General features: G+C 73.0%; 13 protein-coding genes. 6 read left to right on the top strand and 7 right to left on the bottom strand.

What is annotated here, in order from left to right; genetic code table 11:
• Window positions 1-185 precede the first annotated feature (185 nt).
• Window positions 186-1832, bottom strand: coding sequence for a M4 family metallopeptidase (locus AMK11_RS03375; protein WP_073722853.1), 1647 nt, complete (start codon window positions 1830-1832; stop codon window positions 186-188).
• A 132-nt stretch (window positions 1833-1964) separates the two neighbouring features.
• On the opposite strand from AMK11_RS03375, the gene AMK11_RS03370 reads away from it, so the two are divergent.
• The gene (locus AMK11_RS03370) at window positions 1965-2411 is read left to right on the top strand and encodes a gamma-glutamylcyclotransferase family protein (protein WP_073722851.1); all 447 of its coding nucleotides are present in this window, start codon (window positions 1965-1967) and stop codon (window positions 2409-2411) included.
• Here the strand turns inward: AMK11_RS03370 and AMK11_RS03365 are convergent.
• From AMK11_RS03365 to AMK11_RS03355, 3 genes are all read right to left on the bottom strand, one after another.
• Window positions 2368-4668: a molybdopterin oxidoreductase family protein gene (locus AMK11_RS03365; protein WP_073722849.1), complete on the bottom strand. Its 2301-nt coding sequence runs from the start codon at window positions 4666-4668 to the stop codon at window positions 2368-2370. The two genes, AMK11_RS03370 and AMK11_RS03365, sit on opposite strands and share 44 nt — an antisense overlap.
• A 202-nt stretch (window positions 4669-4870) precedes the next feature.
• Window positions 4871-5248, bottom strand: a complete 378-nt coding sequence (locus tag AMK11_RS03360) for a hypothetical protein (protein ID WP_143194561.1) — start codon at window positions 5246-5248, stop codon at window positions 4871-4873.
• Window positions 5249-5355: 107 nt separating this feature from the next.
• The gene (locus AMK11_RS03355) at window positions 5356-6042 is read right to left on the bottom strand and encodes a SanA/YdcF family protein (RefSeq protein ID WP_073722846.1); all 687 of its coding nucleotides are present in this window, start codon (window positions 6040-6042) and stop codon (window positions 5356-5358) included.
• 166 nt (window positions 6043-6208) lie between these two features.
• Between AMK11_RS03355 and AMK11_RS03350 the strand changes: the two genes are divergently transcribed.
• From AMK11_RS03350 to AMK11_RS03330, 5 genes are all read left to right on the top strand, one after another.
• The gene (locus AMK11_RS03350) at window positions 6209-6988 is read left to right on the top strand and encodes a sirohydrochlorin chelatase (RefSeq protein WP_073722844.1); all 780 of its coding nucleotides are present in this window, start codon (window positions 6209-6211) and stop codon (window positions 6986-6988) included.
• A gap of 114 nt (window positions 6989-7102) precedes the next feature.
• Complete coding sequence (locus AMK11_RS03345) at window positions 7103-8377, top strand: deoxyguanosinetriphosphate triphosphohydrolase (protein WP_073722842.1); 1275 nt, start codon at window positions 7103-7105, stop codon at window positions 8375-8377.
• 145 nt (window positions 8378-8522) lie between these two features.
• Entirely contained in the window at window positions 8523-9788 is a 1266-nt protein-coding gene (locus AMK11_RS03340) for an NAD(P)/FAD-dependent oxidoreductase (RefSeq protein ID WP_073722840.1), read from the top strand.
• Window positions 9789-9817: 29 nt separating this feature from the next.
• On the top strand, window positions 9818-11761 hold the full coding sequence (gene dnaG, locus AMK11_RS03335; protein ID WP_073722838.1) for a DNA primase: 1944 nt from the start codon (window positions 9818-9820) through the stop codon (window positions 11759-11761).
• A gap of 244 nt (window positions 11762-12005) precedes the next feature.
• Window positions 12006-13115, top strand: coding sequence for an RNA polymerase sigma factor (locus tag AMK11_RS03330; protein WP_107429634.1), 1110 nt, complete (start codon window positions 12006-12008; stop codon window positions 13113-13115).
• 10 nt (window positions 13116-13125) lie between these two features.
• Here the strand turns inward: AMK11_RS03330 and AMK11_RS03325 are convergent, their stop codons facing one another.
• Genes AMK11_RS03325 through AMK11_RS03315 form a run of 3 tightly spaced genes read right to left on the bottom strand, consistent with a single transcriptional unit; the run spans window position 13126 to window position 17087 of the window.
• The gene (locus tag AMK11_RS03325; RefSeq protein ID WP_073722836.1) at window positions 13126-13389 is read right to left on the bottom strand and encodes a hypothetical protein; all 264 of its coding nucleotides are present in this window, start codon (window positions 13387-13389) and stop codon (window positions 13126-13128) included.
• 36 nt (window positions 13390-13425) lie between these two features.
• A complete protein-coding gene (locus tag AMK11_RS03320; protein ID WP_073722834.1) occupies window positions 13426-15354 on the bottom strand; it encodes an ABC transporter ATP-binding protein in 1929 nt (642 codons plus the stop codon).
• Complete coding sequence (locus tag AMK11_RS03315) at window positions 15354-17087, bottom strand: ABC transporter ATP-binding protein (protein WP_073722832.1); 1734 nt, start codon at window positions 17085-17087, stop codon at window positions 15354-15356. The genes AMK11_RS03320 and AMK11_RS03315 overlap by 1 nt, the downstream gene beginning before the upstream one ends.
• Window positions 17088-17163: the final 76 nt, after the last annotated feature.

Genomic DNA, 17163 nt, shown 5'->3' with positions numbered 1-17163 from the left:
CCGCTCCCCGAGAGCGCGCCGGGAATGGGATGAACGGGTGCCGCCCGCGCTCGCGGCGCCCCCGCGCGCGACACCGTTCCGGCAGGTCACGGGCTTATGAGGGGCCCGTCCGGGGAAAGTTGTGCCGGTGCGTGCGGCGCACGTGTGAACGGGTGACCGTGCCGCCGAACGGGCCGCGCCGCGCGTCAGCCGACGTTCACCGCGCTCCACGCCGCGCCCACCGCGGCGTACTCGGCGCTGTCGACGCCGTACAGGTCCTTCGCCGCGTTCAGGGTGGCTGTGCGGGCGCCCGCGTAGTCCGTGGACGAGGTCATGTAGACCGTCAGCGCCCGGTACCAGATGTCGCCCAGCTTCTCCCGGCCGATACCGGAGACGGTGGAGCCGTCGCAGGTGGGGGAGTCGTAGCGCACGCCGCCCACGGTCTTCGCGCCGCTGCCCTCGGCCAGCAGGTAGGCGAAGTGGTTGGCGATCCCGGAGGAGTAGTGGACGTCGAGGTCGCCCGTGGTCGTGCTCCAGCAGTCGGCCGAACTGCCGTCCCGGCTGGGCCGGTCCATGCGGCGCAGCGCGTCCCGGCCGAAACCGTCCCGGACGACCTTCTCGCCGATCAGGTAGTCCCCGGGGTCGGCGGCGTTGTCCGCGTGCCACTCCACCAGCGCGCCGAAGATGTCGGAGGTCGCCTCGTTCAGCCCGCCGGACTCGCCCGAGTACGTCAGCGCCGCCGTCGACGACGTCACGCCGTGCGTCATCTCGTGCGCGGCGACGTCCAGCGAGACCAACGGACCGAAGGTCGTCCCGTCACCGTTGCCGTACGTCATGCAGAAGCAGCCGTCGTCCCAGAAGGCGTTGTTGTACCGGGTGCCGTAGTGCACGCGGTTGTACGAGCCCTTTCCGTCGCCCGCGATGCCGCTGCGGCCGTGGACGTCCTCGTAGTAGTCCCAGGTGACGTCCGTGCCGTACTGCGCGTCCACGGCGGCCGAGGCGCGGTCGTCGGCCGTCCCGGTGCCCCAGTGGTTGTCGGCGTCGGTGAAGACCGTCGAGGGGGCCCGGACCAGGCAGACGCCGAGGATGCACAGGTCGGTCTGGTTCCCGGCGTCGCCGGTGTACGTGCCGCCGCGTGTCGGGTCCTTGAGCTGGTACGACGACCCGGACGGCGTGGTCCGCAGCGGCACCGTCCCGCCGTACAGCGACCTGCCGTCGCCCTCGGCCGCCGACTCCAGGGCGTCCCAGGCGTCGATCCGGGCGCCCGTGGCCGCGTCGGTCAGCACCGTGCGCGCGACCGGGTTGCCGAGGGAGTCGAGCGCGACGGCGTTCGTCCGCCAGGCCAGCCTCGGGGTGCCGTGCAGGGCGTCGACGACCAGTTCGGGCTCGGCGGTGAGCCGCTTGAGCAACTGGCCCGGGTTGGCGGCGCGCAGCGCGGTCGCGGCGAGGTCGGCGGCCCTGGGGGCGGACAGCTTCGGGGCGACGGTGGGCAGGGAGAGCGCCGCTCTCGTCGCGCGGTCGGCGCCCCGGTAGTCGCCGTCGGGGGCGAGGTGGACGACGAAGTCGCCGCCCAGGACGGGCAGGCCGCGGTACGTGCGGTCGTAGCGGACGTGCTGGGTGCCGTCGGCGTCGACGATGACGTCACGGACCTCCGTGTCCTGGGCCGGGGTCAGGCCCAGGGCCGGGGCCCGGTCCGCGAGGACCGCCGCCGCGTTGTCGAGGGCGGCGGCCCGGGTCGGGCGGTCGGCGGCGCCGGCGGTGGGGGCGAGCGCGGCGACCAGGAGGGAAGCGGCGGTGGCGGTGACGGCGGCGGCGGTGAGGCGGGAACCGCGGACGGGCCGTATTCGGCTCATCGGTCTCCTCGGAGAAGGCGCGTGGGGACGCAGAGGGTGGGGGAGTGGGGGGTGGGGAGTGCTGACTCGGATTCAAGGGCCCCCGGACATGTCATGTCCATAGCGCGCACGTGGAGATCGTGAGGGGAGAGAATGACCCTCGTGGATGCCGTGCCGGACGCCGTGCCGGACGCCGGGAGACTGCCGTTCTTCGTCTACGGCACGCTCCGCCCCGGCGCCCCCAACCACGCCCGTTTCCTCGACGGCCGCACCCGCGCCGAGGAACCGGCCCGCCTCACCGGTGCCGTCCTGTACCCCGGCCCCGGCTACCCCTACGCCGTCGAGGACCCCGCCGGAGTGGTGACCGGCGACCTCGTCACCGCCCGCCCGGAGACGTACGCCGACCTGCTCGCCACCCTCGACCGGCTGGAGGAGTACGCGCCGGGCGACCCGCGCAACCTCTACGACCGGGTCGCGATGAACGTCGTACGGGTCGCCGACGGCTCGCCCGTCCGCGCCACGCCGATCGAGGGCGGGGAGTGGCGGCCGGCGGGCCCTACGGCCCCGCCACCGCCTCCACCCGCACCGCGCACACCTTGAACTCCGGCATCCGCGAGGTCGGGTCGAGGGCCGGGTTGGTCAGGGTGTTGGCGCGCCCCTCGCCCGGCCAGTGGAAGGGCATGAACACTGTGTCGGGCCGGATGCCGGAGGTGATGCGGGCCGGAGCCACCGCCCGGCCCCGCCGCGACACGACGGCCACCGGATCGCCCTCGGCCGCCCCGAGCCGCGCCGCCAGCCGCGGGTGCAGCTCCACGAAGGGGCCGGGCGCGGCGGCGTTCAGCTCCTCCACCCGCCGGGTCTGCGCCCCCGACTGGTACTGCGCCACGACCCGGCCGGTCGTCAACAGCACCGGATACTCGTCGTCCGGCTCCTCGGCACTCGGCCGGTACGAGACGGAAACGAACCGGGCCCGGCCGTCGCCGGTGGCGAAACGGTCGAGGAAGAGGCGGGGGGTGCCCGGGTGGGGGGCGGGTGTCGTGGCGGCGCCGGCCGTCGGGTCGGCCCCGGTCGTCCCGGCGGTCTCGGTGGTCCGGTCGGCTCTGGTGGTCCCGGCCGTCCGGTCGGTCTCGGCCGTGCCGGCGGTCCGGACGGTCCCGGTGGTCCCGGGGGTCCGGGTGCTCGCGCAGGCCCCCGCGGCGGTCCGCCCCGTCCCGGTGGTCCTGTCGCCGTCGTCCGTCTCCACCGGCGCCGGACACGGCCAGAACACCCCGTCCTCCTCCGCCAGCCGTCGGTAGTCGATCCCCGAGTAGTCCGCCGGGCCGCCCGCGCTCGCCCGGCGCAGTTCCTCGAAGACCTCCTCTGGCTCGGTAGGGAAGCCCTTCTCCACGCCGAGCCGGCCGGCCAGCCCGTGCAGTACCTCCAGGTCGCTGCGGACGCCGTCCGGCGGTGTGATCGCCCGCCGCCGCAGCAGCACCCTGCCCTCCAGGCTGGTCGTGGTCCCCGTCTCCTCCGCCCACTGCGTCACCGGCAGGACCACGTCCGCCAGCGCCGCCGTCTCGGAGAGCACCACGTCGCACACGGCCAGGAAGTCCAGCGACCGCAGCCGCCCCTCGACATGCGCCGCGCGGGGCGCCGACACCACCGGGTTGGACCCCATCACCAGCAGCGACCTGATGTCCGTGCCCAGCGCGTCCAGCAGCTCGTACGCACTGCGCCCCGGACCCGGCAGCGAGTCGGGGTCCACACCCCACACCCCGGCCACGTGCCGCCGCGCCGCCGGGTCGGTCAGCTTGCGGTAGCCCGGCAACTGGTCGGCCTTCTGCCCGTGCTCGCGCCCACCCTGCCCGTTGCCCTGCCCGGTCAGACAGCCGTACCCCGACAGCGGCCGCCCGGCCCGCCCGGTCGCCAGGCACAGGTTGATCCACGCGCCCACCGTGTCCGTCCCCTTGGCCTGCTGCTCGGGCCCGCGCGCGGTCAGCACCATCGCCGCGTCCGGGGCGCAGAACAGCCGCACCGCCTCCCGCAGTTCCGGGACGGACACCCCCGTGATCCGCTCCACGTACTCCGGCCAGTGCGCCATCGCCGCCGCCCGCGCCTCCTCCCAGCCCGCCGTGCGCTCCTCGACGTACTCCGCGTCCACCCGCCCCTCGGCGACGACCAGGTGCAGCATGCCCAGCGCGAGCGCGAGGTCCGTGCCGGGCCGGGGCGCGAGGTGCAGGTCGGCCTGTTCCGCGGTCCTCGTCCGGCGCGGGTCGACGACGATCAGCGTGCCGCCGTTCTCACGCAGTTCGGTGAAGTAGCGCAGGGACGGCGGCATGGTATCCGCCGGGTTCGACCCGACGAGGATCACGCACCCGGTGCTCGGGATGTCCTCCAGCGGGAACGGCAGCCCACGGTCCAGCCCGAACGCCTTCGTGCCGGCCGCCGCCGCCGACGACATGCAGAACCGCCCGTTGTAGTCGATCTGCGAGGTGCCCAGCACCACTCGCGCGAACTTCCCCAGCGCGTACGCCTTCTCGTTGGTCAGCCCGCCCCCGCCGAACACCCCCAGCGCGTCCGCGCCGTACTCCGCCCGCGTACGGGCCAGGTTCCCGGCGATCCGCCCCAGCGCCTCGTCCCAGCCCGCCGGCACGAGCACGCCGTCGCCCGACCGCACCAGCGGTGAGGTCAGTCGCACCCCCGACGAGAGCACCGCCGGCGCCGTCCGCCCCTTGCCGCACAGCGCGCCCCGGTTCACCGGGAAGTCCGCGCGCTCGGACACCTCGACGGTTCCGTCGGCGGCGGGCGTCAGATTCATCCCGCACTGCAGCGCGCAGTACGGGCAGTGGGTGGGCGTGGGCGCGGCGGTGTTCTGCATGCCGCCAGCGTGCGACGTGCGTGTTACGCGTCCGGGCGGCCGCTTGTTACACCGCCGGGACGGGGACCTCCCCGCCGGCCCCGGGCGGCCGTGAGGGTGCACGTGCGCCGTCGCCGGCACCGGCACGGCAAGGGGCGGGAGCAGGGCCGCGGTCCCGCTCCCGCCCCGTCACGGGCCGCCCCCGCTCAGGCGGCGGCCCGGGTCAGCACTCGTAGGCGTAGTACGGCTCGTCGCCCGGCTCCAGACCGATGGTCCCGACCGAGTACGGGGCGATCTGGATGCAGTCCGGGTCCCACCCGTCGACCTCGACGCTGGCGGAGATGGTGTGACCGCAGGCGTTGTAGATGTCGGCCCAGCCGTAGCCGTAGTCGTAGAGCTTGGCGCAGCCCGGCTCCATCACCGGTGCGTCGTCGCCGTCGTCGGCCGCGGCGGTCCCGGCCGCCACCGGCAGCGCGAACAGCGCCGCGGCGACAGCCGTGACGAACGTGGAGCGAAGTCCGGTCATCAGGTGTCCCTTCCCCAGGAGCGCGGCGGTCGGTCCGTTCCGCTGCCGCACACCGACGAAGCTACGTGTAGTCACGCGCACACAGTGAGTGTTCATCTGTCGGTTTCACGCTGCTGAGTGAAGCGCACACGACAAACTCATCCAGGGAGAACGCCCGGATCCGTCCGCTCAGGCATTCGGCCTCAGCCGGGCGTGCCCAACGCCCGTGACACGCCCGGCTCCTCGGGTCCCAGGAACTTCGGATCGGGCTCGAACACCGCGTCGAGCGCCGCCTTTCCCGCCGCCAGGACCTCCCGGGCGCCCCCGTAGTACCAGGTCACGTCGCGCGCCTCGTCGACCCCGACGCCGTACGACGCCACCCCCGCCTCCTGGCACAGCGCCACCGCCCGCCGGATGTGGAAGTCCTGGCTGATCAGCACCGCCCGGTCCACACCGAAGATCTTCTTCGCGCGGACGCAGGAGTCCCAGGTGTCGAAGCCCGCGTAGTCGCTGACGATCCGCCCGTCGGGCACCCCGTGCCGGACCAGGTACGCGCGCATGGCGTCCGGCTCGTCGTACTCCTCGCGGCTGTTGTCCCCGGTGACGAGCACCACCTCGACCCGGCCCGCGCGGTACAGCTCCGCCGCCGCGTCCAGCCGGTGCGCGAGGTACGGCGACGGCTCCCCGTCCCACAGTCCCGCACCGAACACGACCGCGACGTCGGTACGCGGCACGTCGGAGGCGGAACCCAGCCGGCCGTCCGTCACGACACGCAGCCACGCGCTCGGCAGCAGCGCCAGCACGCACCCGGCCACCACCGCCCGCACCAGCCGCCGCTGCCCCTTCCGGGTGCGCGGAAAGCGCGGTCTGCGAGGTCTCCAGCGGCGCATCGGTGTCGGTCCCCTCCCTGGTCGTCCCCTGCCCCCAGGGACGCCCGGGCGCGTCCGCCGGTTCACCCGCCGCTCACACACACCGCCCGGCGCCGCGTGAACCGACGGAAAACACCCGTGACATCCGCGCAACGGGGAGGCAACGTCCGGCCGCCACCCTCGACGCATGACGGCGACGACACTGATGGGCAGGACGACCGGCACGGCGACCCACGGCGGCACCCCCGCCCTGGTCGTCGTCGCCCACGGCAGCCGCGACCCGCGCGCCCTGAGCACCGTACGGGCCCTGCTCGACCGGGTCCGCGCCCTGCGCCCCGCCCTCCCGGTGCACCTCGGCCACATCGAGCTGAACGAGCCCCTGCTGCCCGACACGCTCACCGCCCTCGGTGACGGGGATGCGGTCCTCGTCCCGCTCCTCCTCAGCCGCGGCCACCACGTCAAACGGGACATCCCGGAGATGGCCGCGGCCGCCCCGGCCCGCACCCGCGTGGCCGCCCCGCTCGGTCCGCACCCCCTCCTCGTGGACGCCCTGCACGACAACCTCCTGGAGGCAGGCTGGCCCCTCCACGCCCCGCGGGACGCCGCCGTCGTCCTCGCCGCGGCGGGCTCCCGCGACCCGGAGTCCAGGACCGACACGGACCGCGCGGCATCGCTCCTGTCCGCCCGCCTCGGCGTCCCGGTCCTCCCGGCATACGCCTCGGCGGCGGCCCCGACGGTGCCGGAAGCGGTACGGGCACTGGAGACCCGGGGCTACCGCAACGTCGCCGTCGCCTCGTACTTCACGGCCCCGGGCCGCTTCGCGACGGAGTCCGCGGCAGCGGCCCCGTGGATCGCGTCGCCCCCTCTGGGCACCCATCCGGCAATGCCCCACCTCCTCCTCCACCGCTACGACGAGGCGGTGAAGGCCGACAGCGGTTTGAAGTCCCGGGTGCCGGCAACGTCCTGAGGGGCGCGGGGAACTGCGCGACCAGCCACGACGCGTCCCGCACACGCAATCGGACCGCACCCGGCAGACGCATAGGCGACCCGACTGTCACACCTTCCCCTTACTGTTCATGACATGGAAGGCACCGCACCCCCACCCCCGTACGACCCCACGTCAGTGGCCCGCTACGCCCCCGAACCCGACAAACGCCCCGGCCGCACCGCCTTCCAGCGCGACCGCGCCCGCATCCTGCACTCCGCCGCCCTGCGCCGCCTCGCCGGAAAGACGCAGGTCGTCGCGCCGGGCGAAGGCAACCCCATGTGGGACGCCAGCCCCCGCACCCGCCTCACCCACTCCCTCGAGTGCGCCCAGGTGGGCCGCGAGCTCGGCGCCGCCCTCGGCTGCGACCCCGACCTCGTCGAGGCCGCCTGCCTCGCCCACGACCTGGGCCACCCGCCCTTCGGCCACAACGGTGAACAGGCGCTGAACGACTTCGCCGAGGACTGCGGCGGCTTCGAGGGCAACGCCCAGTCGCTGCGGCTCCTGACCCGCATCGAGCCCAAACGGTTCACCGAGGCCGGCTCCGTCGGCCTCAACCTCACCCGCGCCACCCTCGACGCCGCCACCAAGTACCCGTGGCCCCGGGGCGCCCACCCCACCGACCCGGCGTCCCCCAAGTTCGGCGTCTACGACGACGACCGGCCCGTCTTCGCATGGCTCCGCGAGGACGCCCCCGGCGCCCGCACCTGCTTCGAGGCGCAGGTCATGGACTGGGCCGACGACGTGGCGTACTCCGTGCACGACGTCGAGGACGGCCTGCACGCCGGTCACATCGACCCGAACTGCCTGCTCGCCGACCCCGAGCGGGAGACGGTCTTCGAGGCGGCCGTCGGGCGGTACGTCCCGGACGGCACCGACCACGCCGAACTCGCCGCCGCCCTCGACCGCCTCCTCGCCCAGGACTGGTGGCCGCACGGCTACGACGGCTCGGCCGTCGCCCAGGCCCGGCTGAAGGACGCCACCAGCCAGCTCATCGGCCGCTTCTGCCTCGCCGCCGAGACCGCCACCCGGGCCGCGTACGGGGGCGGCCGGCTCACCCGGTACACCGCCGAACTGGTGGTCCCCCGCGCCACCCGTATGGAGTGCGCCGTCCTCAAGGCGGTCGCCTTCCGGTACGTCATGCAGCGCACCGAGCAGGAGCGGCTCCGCGCCGACCAGCGCGTCGTGGTCGCCGAGCTGGCCGAGGCGCTCACCGCCCGCGCCCCGGACGGGCTCGACCCGCAGTTCCGCGCACTGTTCGACACGGCCGCCGACGACCGGGCCCGCAAACGGGTGATCGTCGACCAGATCGCCTCCCTCACCGACGCCTCGGCCCGCTCGCTTCACGCCCGCCTGACGGGGCATCCATGAGACTGACGGGACAGGAGTGACCCGACAGACCGGAAGGCGCCGGAAACAGCGTCCTCCGTGGCCTGATCGGGTCACTCCCTCTTCCCGCGCCACGCCACGTGCGGGACGCTCGCATGTGGCGGCACCCTGACGAGGAGGCAGACAAGTGGTCGACGCGGATCAGACATTCGTCATCGTCGGAGGCGGCCTGGCCGGCGCGAAGGCGGCCGAGACACTCCGCACGGAGGGCTTCAACGGCCGGGTGATCCTCGTCTGCGACGAACGCGACCACCCCTACGAGCGTCCGCCGCTGTCCAAGGGCTTCCTCCTCGGCAAGGAGGAACGCGACAGCGTCTTCGTCCACGAGCCCGCCTGGTACGCCCAGCACGACATCGAGCTGCACCTCGGCCAGACCGTCGTCGCGATCGACCGCGCCGCGAAGACCGTCCACTACGGCGACGACGGCACCCACGTCAGGTACGACAAGCTGCTCCTCGCGACCGGCGCCGAGCCCCGCCGCCTCGACGTCCCCGGCACCGGCCTCGCGGGCGTCCACCACCTGCGCCGCCTCGCCCACGCCGAACGCCTCAAGGGCGTCCTCGCCTCCCTCGGCCGGGACAACGGCCACCTCGTGATCGCCGGCGCCGGCTGGATCGGCCTGGAGGTCGCGGCGGCGGCCCGCGAGTACGGGGCGGAGGTCACGGTCGTGGAGCCCGGACCGACCCCGCTGCACGGCGTCCTCGGCCCCGAGCTCGGCTCCGTCTTCGCCGAACTGCACGAGGCGCACGGCGTCCGCTTCCGCTTCGGTGTGCGGCTGACCGAGATCGTCGGCCAGGACGGCATGGTGCTGGCCGCCCGCACCGACGACGGCGAGGAGCACCCCGCGCACGACGTGCTCGCCGCGATCGGCGCCGCCCCGCGCACCGCGCTGGCCCAGGCGGCGGGCCTGGAGATCGCCGACCGCGCGGCCGGCGGCGGCATCGTCGTCGACGCGGACCTGCGCACCTCCGACCCCGACATCCACGCCGCCGGTGACGTCGCCTCCTTCCACCACGCCCTCTTCGACACCCGCCTGCGCGTCGAGCACTGGGCGGGCGCCCTGAACGGCGGCCCGGCGGCCGCCCGCGCGATGCTCGGCAGGGGGCCGGCCCACGACCGCGTGCCCTACTTCTTCACCGACCAGTACGACCTGGGCATGGAGTACTCCGGCTGGGCGCCGCCCGGCTCCTACGACCAGGTGGTGATCCGCGGGGACGCGGCCAAGCGCGAGTTCATCGCCTTCTGGGTGAAGGACGGCCGGGTGCTGGCCGGGATGAACGTCAACGTGTGGGACGTCACGGAGCCGATCCAGCAGCTGATCCGCTCGAAGGCCCAGGTGGACGCGGAGGCGCTGGCCGACCCGCACGTCGCTCTGGACAGCCTCGTCCCGTGACTGTCGGACCGCCCCCGTAGAATTCACGCGTGGCAGGACGGATCAACGACGAGGACGTGAAGGCGGTACGGGACGCGGTCCCGATCGACGCCGTCGTCTCGGAGTACCTCCAGCTACGCAACGCGGGCGGCGGCAATCTGAAGGGCCTGTGCCCGTTCCACGACGAGAAGTCCCCGTCCTTCCAGGTCAGCCCGAGCAAGGGTCTCTTCCACTGCTTCGGCTGCCAGGAGGGCGGCGACACCATCACGTTCGTGATGAAGGTCGACCACCTCACCTTCTCGGAGGCGGTCGAGCGCCTGGCCGGCCAGGCCGGCATCACCCTGCGTTACGAGGAGGGCGGGTACAACCCGACCCACCAGCGCGGCGAACGCATCCGCCTGGTCGAGGCCCACAAGATCGCCGCCCAGTGGTACGCGGAGCAGCTGGCGAGCAGTCCGGAGGCGGACACCGGCCGCGCCTTCCTCGCCGAGCGCGGCTTCGACCAGGCCGCCGCCGAGCACTTCTCCGTCGGCTACAGCCCCCAGGGCTGGGACCACCTCACCCGCTTCCTGCGCGGCAAGGGCTTCAGCGACAAGGAGCTGCTGCTCTCCGGGCTCTCCCAGGAGGGCCGCCGCGGCCCCATCGACCGCTTCCGCGGCCGGCTGATGTGGCCCATCCGCGACATCGGCGGCGACGTCGTCGGCTTCGGCGCCCGCAAGCTCTACGAGGCGGACAACGGCCCGAAGTACCTGAACACCCCCGAGACCCCGATCTACCGCAAGTCCCAGGTGCTGTACGGCATCGACCTGGCGAAGAAGGACATCGCGAAGGCCTCCCGCGCGGTCGTCGTCGAGGGCTACACCGACGTCATGGCCTGCCACCTGGCCGGGGTGACGACCGCCATCGCGACCTGCGGCACCGCCTTCGGCGGCGACCACATCAAGATCCTGCGCCGCCTGCTGATGGACAACGGCTCGGCCCGCGTGATCTTCACCTTCGACGGCGACGCGGCCGGCCAGAAGGCGGCCCTGCGCGCCTTCGAGGACGACCAGAAGTTCGCCGCCGAGACCTACATCGCCATCGCCCCCGACGGCATGGACCCCTGCGACCTGCGTCTGGCCAAGGGCGACGAGGCGGTCGCCGACCTGGTGGAGCCGCGCACCCCGCTCTTCGAGTTCGCGCTCCGCCAGATCGTGGCCCGCTACGACCTGGACACCCCGGCCGGCCGCGCCGCCGCCCTGGACGAGGCCGCCCCGGTCGTCGCCCGCATCAAGAACAGCGGCGCCCAGCACGAGGTCGCCGTGCAGCTCGCCGGCATGCTCGGCATCCTCGATACCCAGTTCGTGGTCAAGCGGATCGCCCAGCTCGCCCGCTGGGCCCGCGACCGCGGCGGCAAGGGCCCCGCCGGCCCCGACCGGGGGCAGCAGCACGGCAACGGCGGCGGCCCGCAGGCCTACGCGCCCGCCGCCGCGCCGGGCCCCCGCGGCGGCGGCCCGGCCCTCAACCTCCGCAACCCCGTCTTCGCCACCGAACGCGAACTGCTCAAGCTCGCCCTCCAGCGCCCCGAGCTGGTCTCCCCGGCCTTCGACGCGTACGGCGTGGACGAGTTCACCGCCGCGCCCTACGCCGCCGTGCGCCAGGCGATCCTGGAGGCGGGCGGCGCCGAGTTCGGCGTCCAGGACCCGCAGGACTACCTGGTCCGCGTCCGGGACGCCGCCCCGGACGACACCGTCCGCGCGACGGTCACCGAGCTGGCCGTCGAGGCGATCATGCTGCACCGGGGCGTCAAGGACGTCGACGAGGTCTACGCGGGCGCCCAGCTGGTCACCGTCCGCCGCCGCGCCGTCGAACGCCGCATCCGCGACATCACGGGCCGCCTCACCCGCCTCACCGGCCACGGCGACCCCGCCGAACTGGCCGCCGTGCAGAACGAGCTCTGGGTCCTCCAGCAGTACGACCAGACCCTGCGCGAACACGGCGCCGCCGCGCTCTGAACGCCCCCGGGTAACCGACCGGTCACGCCCCGGACGCAAAAAGTCACCGCACGCCCCTCGTGGCGGTGATGTGTCGTACCCCACACTGGGGGCGGTGCCTGAGTCCTCGGAGCGCGGCCGGGTCCCCCGATCCCCGCGGTTCCGTCCCACGCGTACGGGGCGGACAGCGGCGTGCGAGCCGGCTCCGTCCCCGAAGTACCGCCGTCGGCCCCCGCCGGCCGCGTCCATCCTGGAGGTCGCCCCCGTGCAGACCCAGACCCTCACCCAGACCGACACCAGTACCGACGGCGCGGAGCCGGACCCGGCCGGCGGCTTCCTCGTCGCGATGCCGCCGCAGCCCCGCGCCGTGCACCACCCCGCCGACCGGCCCGTCGAGGACGACGCCTCCGCGGACGCCGTCGTGTCCGTCGAACCGCCGCCGCCCACCCGCACGGAGAGCGGTGGGCCCTCCTCCGACCTGTTCCGCCAGTACCTGCGGGAGATCGGCCGGATCCCGCTGCTCAGCGCCGCCGAGGAGGTCGACCTCGCCCGGCGGGTGGAGGCCGGGCTGTTCGCCGAGGAGAAGCTGCGGCTCACCCCGGACCTGGACAGCCGGCTCGCCCTGGACCTCGACCGGCTCGTCGTCATGGGGCGCCTGGCCAAGCGCCGCCTGATCGAGGCGAACCTGCGGCTCGTGGTGTCGGTGGCCAAGCGGTACGTCGGACGCGGACTGACCATGCTGGACCTGGTCCAGGAGGGGAACCTGGGGCTGATCCGGGCCGTGGAGAAGTTCGACTACGCCCGCGGCTTCAAGTTCTCCACCTACGCCACCTGGTGGATCCGCCAGGCCATGTCGCGGGCGCTGGCCGACCAGGCGCGCACCATCCGCGTCCCCGTCCACGTCGTGGAACTGATCAACCGGGTGGTCCGCGTCCAGCGCCGCATGCTCCAGGAACGCGGCTACGAGCCGACGCCGCAGGAGGTCGCCGCCCACCTGGACCTGGCCCCCGAACGGGTCGGCGAGGTGCTGCGCCTCGCCCAGGAGCCGGTCTCGCTGCACGCCCCGGTGGGGGAGGAGGACGACGTCGCCCTCGGCGACCTCATCGAGGACGGCGACGCCGCCAGCCCCGTCGAGTCCGCCGCGTTCCTGCTGCTGCGCCAGCACCTGGAGGCGGTGCTCTCCACCCTCGGCGAACGCGAGCGCAAGGTCGTCCAGCTCCGGTACGGCCTGGTCGACGGCCGGCCCCGTACGCTCGAGGAGATAGGCCGCATCTTCGGGGTCACCCGCGAGCGGATACGCCAGATCGAGTCCAAGACGCTCAACAAGCTCCGGGACCACGCCTACGCGGACCAGCTGCGCGGGTACCTCGACTGAGGCGGGCCGGTCAGGCGTCCGGGCCCGCCTCTCGCCGCTTCCGGGCGTCGATGCCGGCGCCGATCGCCACGCCGCACCCGATGCCGAGCGCGACGCCCGCGCCCAGGTTGCCGCTGAGCTGCCCGAGACTGACGCCCAGGGCGACCCCGAACGGCAGCCACAGTCCCAGCGCCGTGTCCGACCGGCGTCCGGTGCCGGCGCCGGACTCGGCCGGTGCCGCGTTCGCCTCCGGCTGCCCGGGGCCCTGTCCCGGGTTCCCGTCCTCGTGCGCCATCGTGTCCCGTTCCCCCTCGTGTCCGTGGCCGCGCGGTCAGTCGACCTCGGCGACCGCCTGCGCGAACTGCGCCGCGTACAGGCGCGCGTACCCGCCGCCGGCCGCCAGCAGTTCGCCGTGCGTGCCCTGTTCGATGATGGACCCATTCTCCATCACCAAGATCACGTCGGCGTCGCGGATCGTCGACAGCCGGTGCGCGATGACGAAGGACGTCCGCCCGTGCGCCAGCTTGGCCATCGCCTTCTGGATCAGCACCTCGGTACGGGTGTCCACGGAACTCGTCGCCTCGTCCAGGACCAGGATCACCGGGTCGGACAGGAACGCCCGCGCGATCGTGATCAGCTGCTTCTCGCCCGCGCTCACCCCCGTGCCCTCGTCGTCGATCACCGTGTCGTAGCCGTCGGGCAGCGTCCGCACGAACCGGTCGGCGTGCGCGGCCCGCGCGGCTTCCTCGATCTCCCCGCGCGTCACCTTCCGCGACGCGCCGTACGCGATGTTCTCCGCGATGGTGCCGCCGAACAGCCAGGTGTCCTGGAGCACCATGCCGATGCCGGAGCGCAGCTCGTCCCGGGACATCTTGGCGATGTCCACGCCGTCCAGGGTGATCCGGCCGCCGGAGACCTCGTAGAACCGCATCAGCAGGTTGACCAGGGTGGTCTTGCCGGCGCCCGTGGGGCCGACGATGGCGACCGTGTGGCCCGGCTCCACCTTCAGCGACAGGTCCTCGATCAGCGGCTTCTCGGGGTCGTAGCGGAACGACACGTGCTCCAGCTCCACCCGCCCGCGCAGATCCTCCGGCCGCACACCCGGGATCGGGTCCGCCGACTGCTCCTCGGCGTCCAGCAGCTCGAAGACCCGCTCCGCCGACGCCACGCCCGACTGCACCAGGTTCGCCATCGACGCGACCTGCGTCAGCGGCATCGAGAACTGCCGGGAGTACTGGATGAAGGCCTGCACGTCACCGATGGAGAGCGTGCCCGAGGCCACCCGCAGACCGCCCACCACCGCGACCAGCACGTAGTTCAGGTTGGACACGAACATCATCAGCGGCTGCATGATCCCGCTGTTGAACTGCGCCTTGAACCCGGCCTCGTACAGCGCCTCGTTCTGCTCGGCGAACTGCTTCGCGGACTCCTCCTGGCGCCCGAACACCTTCACCAGCGTGTGCCCGGTGTACATCTCCTCGATGTGCGCGTTGAGCGTGCCCGTCGAGCGCCACTGCTGCACGAACTGCGGCTGCGACCGCTTGCCCACCCGCGTGGCCACCACGAACGACAGCGGCACGGTCACCAGCGCCACCAGGGCGAGGATCCAGGAGACGTAGAACATCATCGCCAGCACGCCGATGATCGTCAGCAGGGAGTTGATGAGCTGTCCCATCGACTGCTGCAGCGTCTGCTGGATGTTGTCGATGTCGTTCGTCGCCCGGCTCAGCACCTCGCCGCGCTGCCGCTTGTCGAAGTACGACAGCGGCAGCCGCGACAGTTTCGTCTGCACGTCCTCGCGCAGCCGGAACATCGTGCGGTTCACCGCCCGGTTCACCAGCCGCGTCGCCACCGCCATCAGCAGCCCCGCCGCGCCGAACACCGCCAGCGCCAGCAGCAGCACCTCGCCCACCGCGCCGAAGTCGATGCCCTGGCCCGGCGTGAAGTCCGTGGAGCGGAGCATGTCGGCGACGTTGCCGTCACCGCGCTCCCGCATCGACTCCAGGACCTGTTCCTTCGTGGCCCCGGACGGCATGTCCCGCCCGACGATGCCCGCGAAGACCAGGTCGGTGGCCCGGCCGAGGATCTTCGGCCCGACCACGCTGAGGCCGACGCTGACGACCACGCACGCCAGGAGCGTGAACAGGGTCGTCCGCTCCGGCCGGAACTGGGCGATCAGCCGCTTGCCCGATCCCTTGAAGTCCATCGAACGCTGGTCGGGGCCGCCCCCGGCCATCATGCGACCCGCAGGCCCCGCCATCAGGCAGCCTCCGCTTCCGTGAGCTGGGAGAGCACGATCTCCCGGTAGGTCTCGTTGTCCGCCATCAGCTCGTGGTGCCGGCCCTCGCCGACCACCCGCCCCTCGTCCAGCACGATGATCCGGTCCGCTTCCCGGATGGTCGCCACCCGCTGCGCCACGATCACCACGGTCGCCTCGGCCGTCTCCCGGCCCAGCTCGGCCCGCAGCGCCGCGTCGGTCGCGTAGTCGAGGGCGGAGAAGGAGTCGTCGAAGAGGTAGATCTCCGGTCGCTGTACGAGGGTCCGGGCGATGGCGAGCCGCTGCCGCTGGCCGCCCGACACGTTGGTGCCGCCCTGCGAGACCGGCGCGTCCAGCCCGCCCTCCAGCGCGGAGACGAACTCCCTGGCCTGCGCCACCTCCAGCGCGTGCCACAGCTCCTCGTCGGTGGCGTCCGGATTGCCGTAGCGCAGGTTGGTGGCGACCGTGCCCGCGAAGAGGTACGGCTTCTGCGGCACCAGCCCCACGACCCGGGCCAGCACCTTCGGATCGAGGGTCCGTACGTCCACCCCGTCGACCAGCACCTCGCCCTCCGTGGCGTCGACGAGCCGCGGGACCAGGCTGAGCAGGGTGGACTTGCCGCTGCCGGTCGAGCCGATGACGGCGGTCGTCTCGCCCGGCCGCGCCACCAGCTCGATGTTCCTGAGCACCGGCTCCTCGGCCCCCGGGTAGCGGAACCCGGCCCCCCGGACCTCCAGGTGCCCGTGCCGCCGCAGCTCGGTGACCGGCGCCGACGGCGGCACCACACTGCTCTGGGTGCCCAGCACCTCCTGGATGCGCTCGGCGCACACCTCCGCGCGCGGCACCATCATGAACATGAAGGTGGCCATCATCACGGACATGACGATCTGCATGAGATAGGCGAGGAACGCGGTGAGGTCGCCGATCTGCATCCCGCCGCTCTCGATGCGGTGCGCGCCGAACCACACCACCGCGATCGACGACAGGTTCACCACCGTCATGACCACCGGGAACATCAGCGCGAGCAGGTTGCCGGTGCCGAGGGACACCTCGGTGAGGTCGGCGTTGGCCTTGCGGAAGCGCTGTTGCTCGTACTCGTCGCGCACGAAGGCCCGGATGACGCGGTTGCCGGTGATCTGCTCGCGCAGCACCCGGTTCACCGTGTCGAGGCGCTCCTGCATCGCCCGGAACAGCGGGCGCAGCCTGCGCACGATCAGCGTGACGCAGACCGCCAGCACCGGCACGACCCCGACCAGCACCCCGGACAGCGGCACGTCCAGGCCGAGGGCCATCACGATGCCGCCCACGCACATGATCGGTGCCGACACCATCAGCGTGAACGTCATCAGGGCCAGCATCTGGACCTGCTGCACGTCGTTGGTGGTCCGGGTGATCAGCGAGGGCGCGCCGAAGCCGCCGACCTCGCGGGCCGAGAAGGACTGCACCCGGTCGAAGACGGCACCGCGCACGTCCCGGCCGAGCGCGGCGGCGGTGCGGGCACCGAAGTAGACGGCACCGACGTTGCCCACCACCTGCACCAGCGAGATGGCGATCATGAGGGCGCCGTAGCCCAGGATGTAGCCGGTGTCGCCCTTGACGACACCGTTGTCGATGATGTCGGCGTTCAGCGTCGGCAGGTAGAGGCTGGCGCAGGTCTGCACGAACTGCAGCGCCACCAGCAGGGCGATGGGTTTCCGGTAGGGCCTCAGGTAGGCCCGCAGGAGTCGTATGAGCACGCTGGGTCTCTCGGAGTCGGCGACGGGGCCGGTTGGTTGCCCCTGGCCCCTATCGTCGAACACTCCACCCGCGTTA

The sequence above is a fragment of the Streptomyces sp. CB02414 genome, assembly GCF_001905385.1.
Lineage (GTDB): Bacteria > Actinomycetota > Actinomycetes > Streptomycetales > Streptomycetaceae > Streptomyces.
This window is presented reverse-complemented; position numbering and strand designations above follow the sequence as displayed.

Coding starts and splice junctions, on each gene's coding strand:
- AMK11_RS03350 (WP_073722844.1), top strand. CDS start 6,209: ATGACGGCGACGACACTGATGGGCAGGACGACCGGCACGGCGACCCAC.
- AMK11_RS03320 (WP_073722834.1), bottom strand. CDS start 15,354: ATGGCGGGGCCTGCGGGTCGCATGATGGCCGGGGGCGGCCCCGACCAG.
- AMK11_RS03325 (WP_073722836.1), bottom strand. CDS start 13,389: ATGGCGCACGAGGACGGGAACCCGGGACAGGGCCCCGGGCAGCCGGAG.
- AMK11_RS03355 (WP_073722846.1), bottom strand. CDS start 6,042: ATGCGCCGCTGGAGACCTCGCAGACCGCGCTTTCCGCGCACCCGGAAG.
- AMK11_RS03345 (WP_073722842.1), top strand. CDS start 7,103: ATGGAAGGCACCGCACCCCCACCCCCGTACGACCCCACGTCAGTGGCC.
- AMK11_RS03375 (WP_073722853.1), bottom strand. CDS start 1,832: ATGAGCCGAATACGGCCCGTCCGCGGTTCCCGCCTCACCGCCGCCGCC.
- AMK11_RS03370 (WP_073722851.1), top strand. CDS start 1,965: ATGACCCTCGTGGATGCCGTGCCGGACGCCGTGCCGGACGCCGGGAGA.
- AMK11_RS03365 (WP_073722849.1), bottom strand. CDS start 4,668: ATGCAGAACACCGCCGCGCCCACGCCCACCCACTGCCCGTACTGCGCG.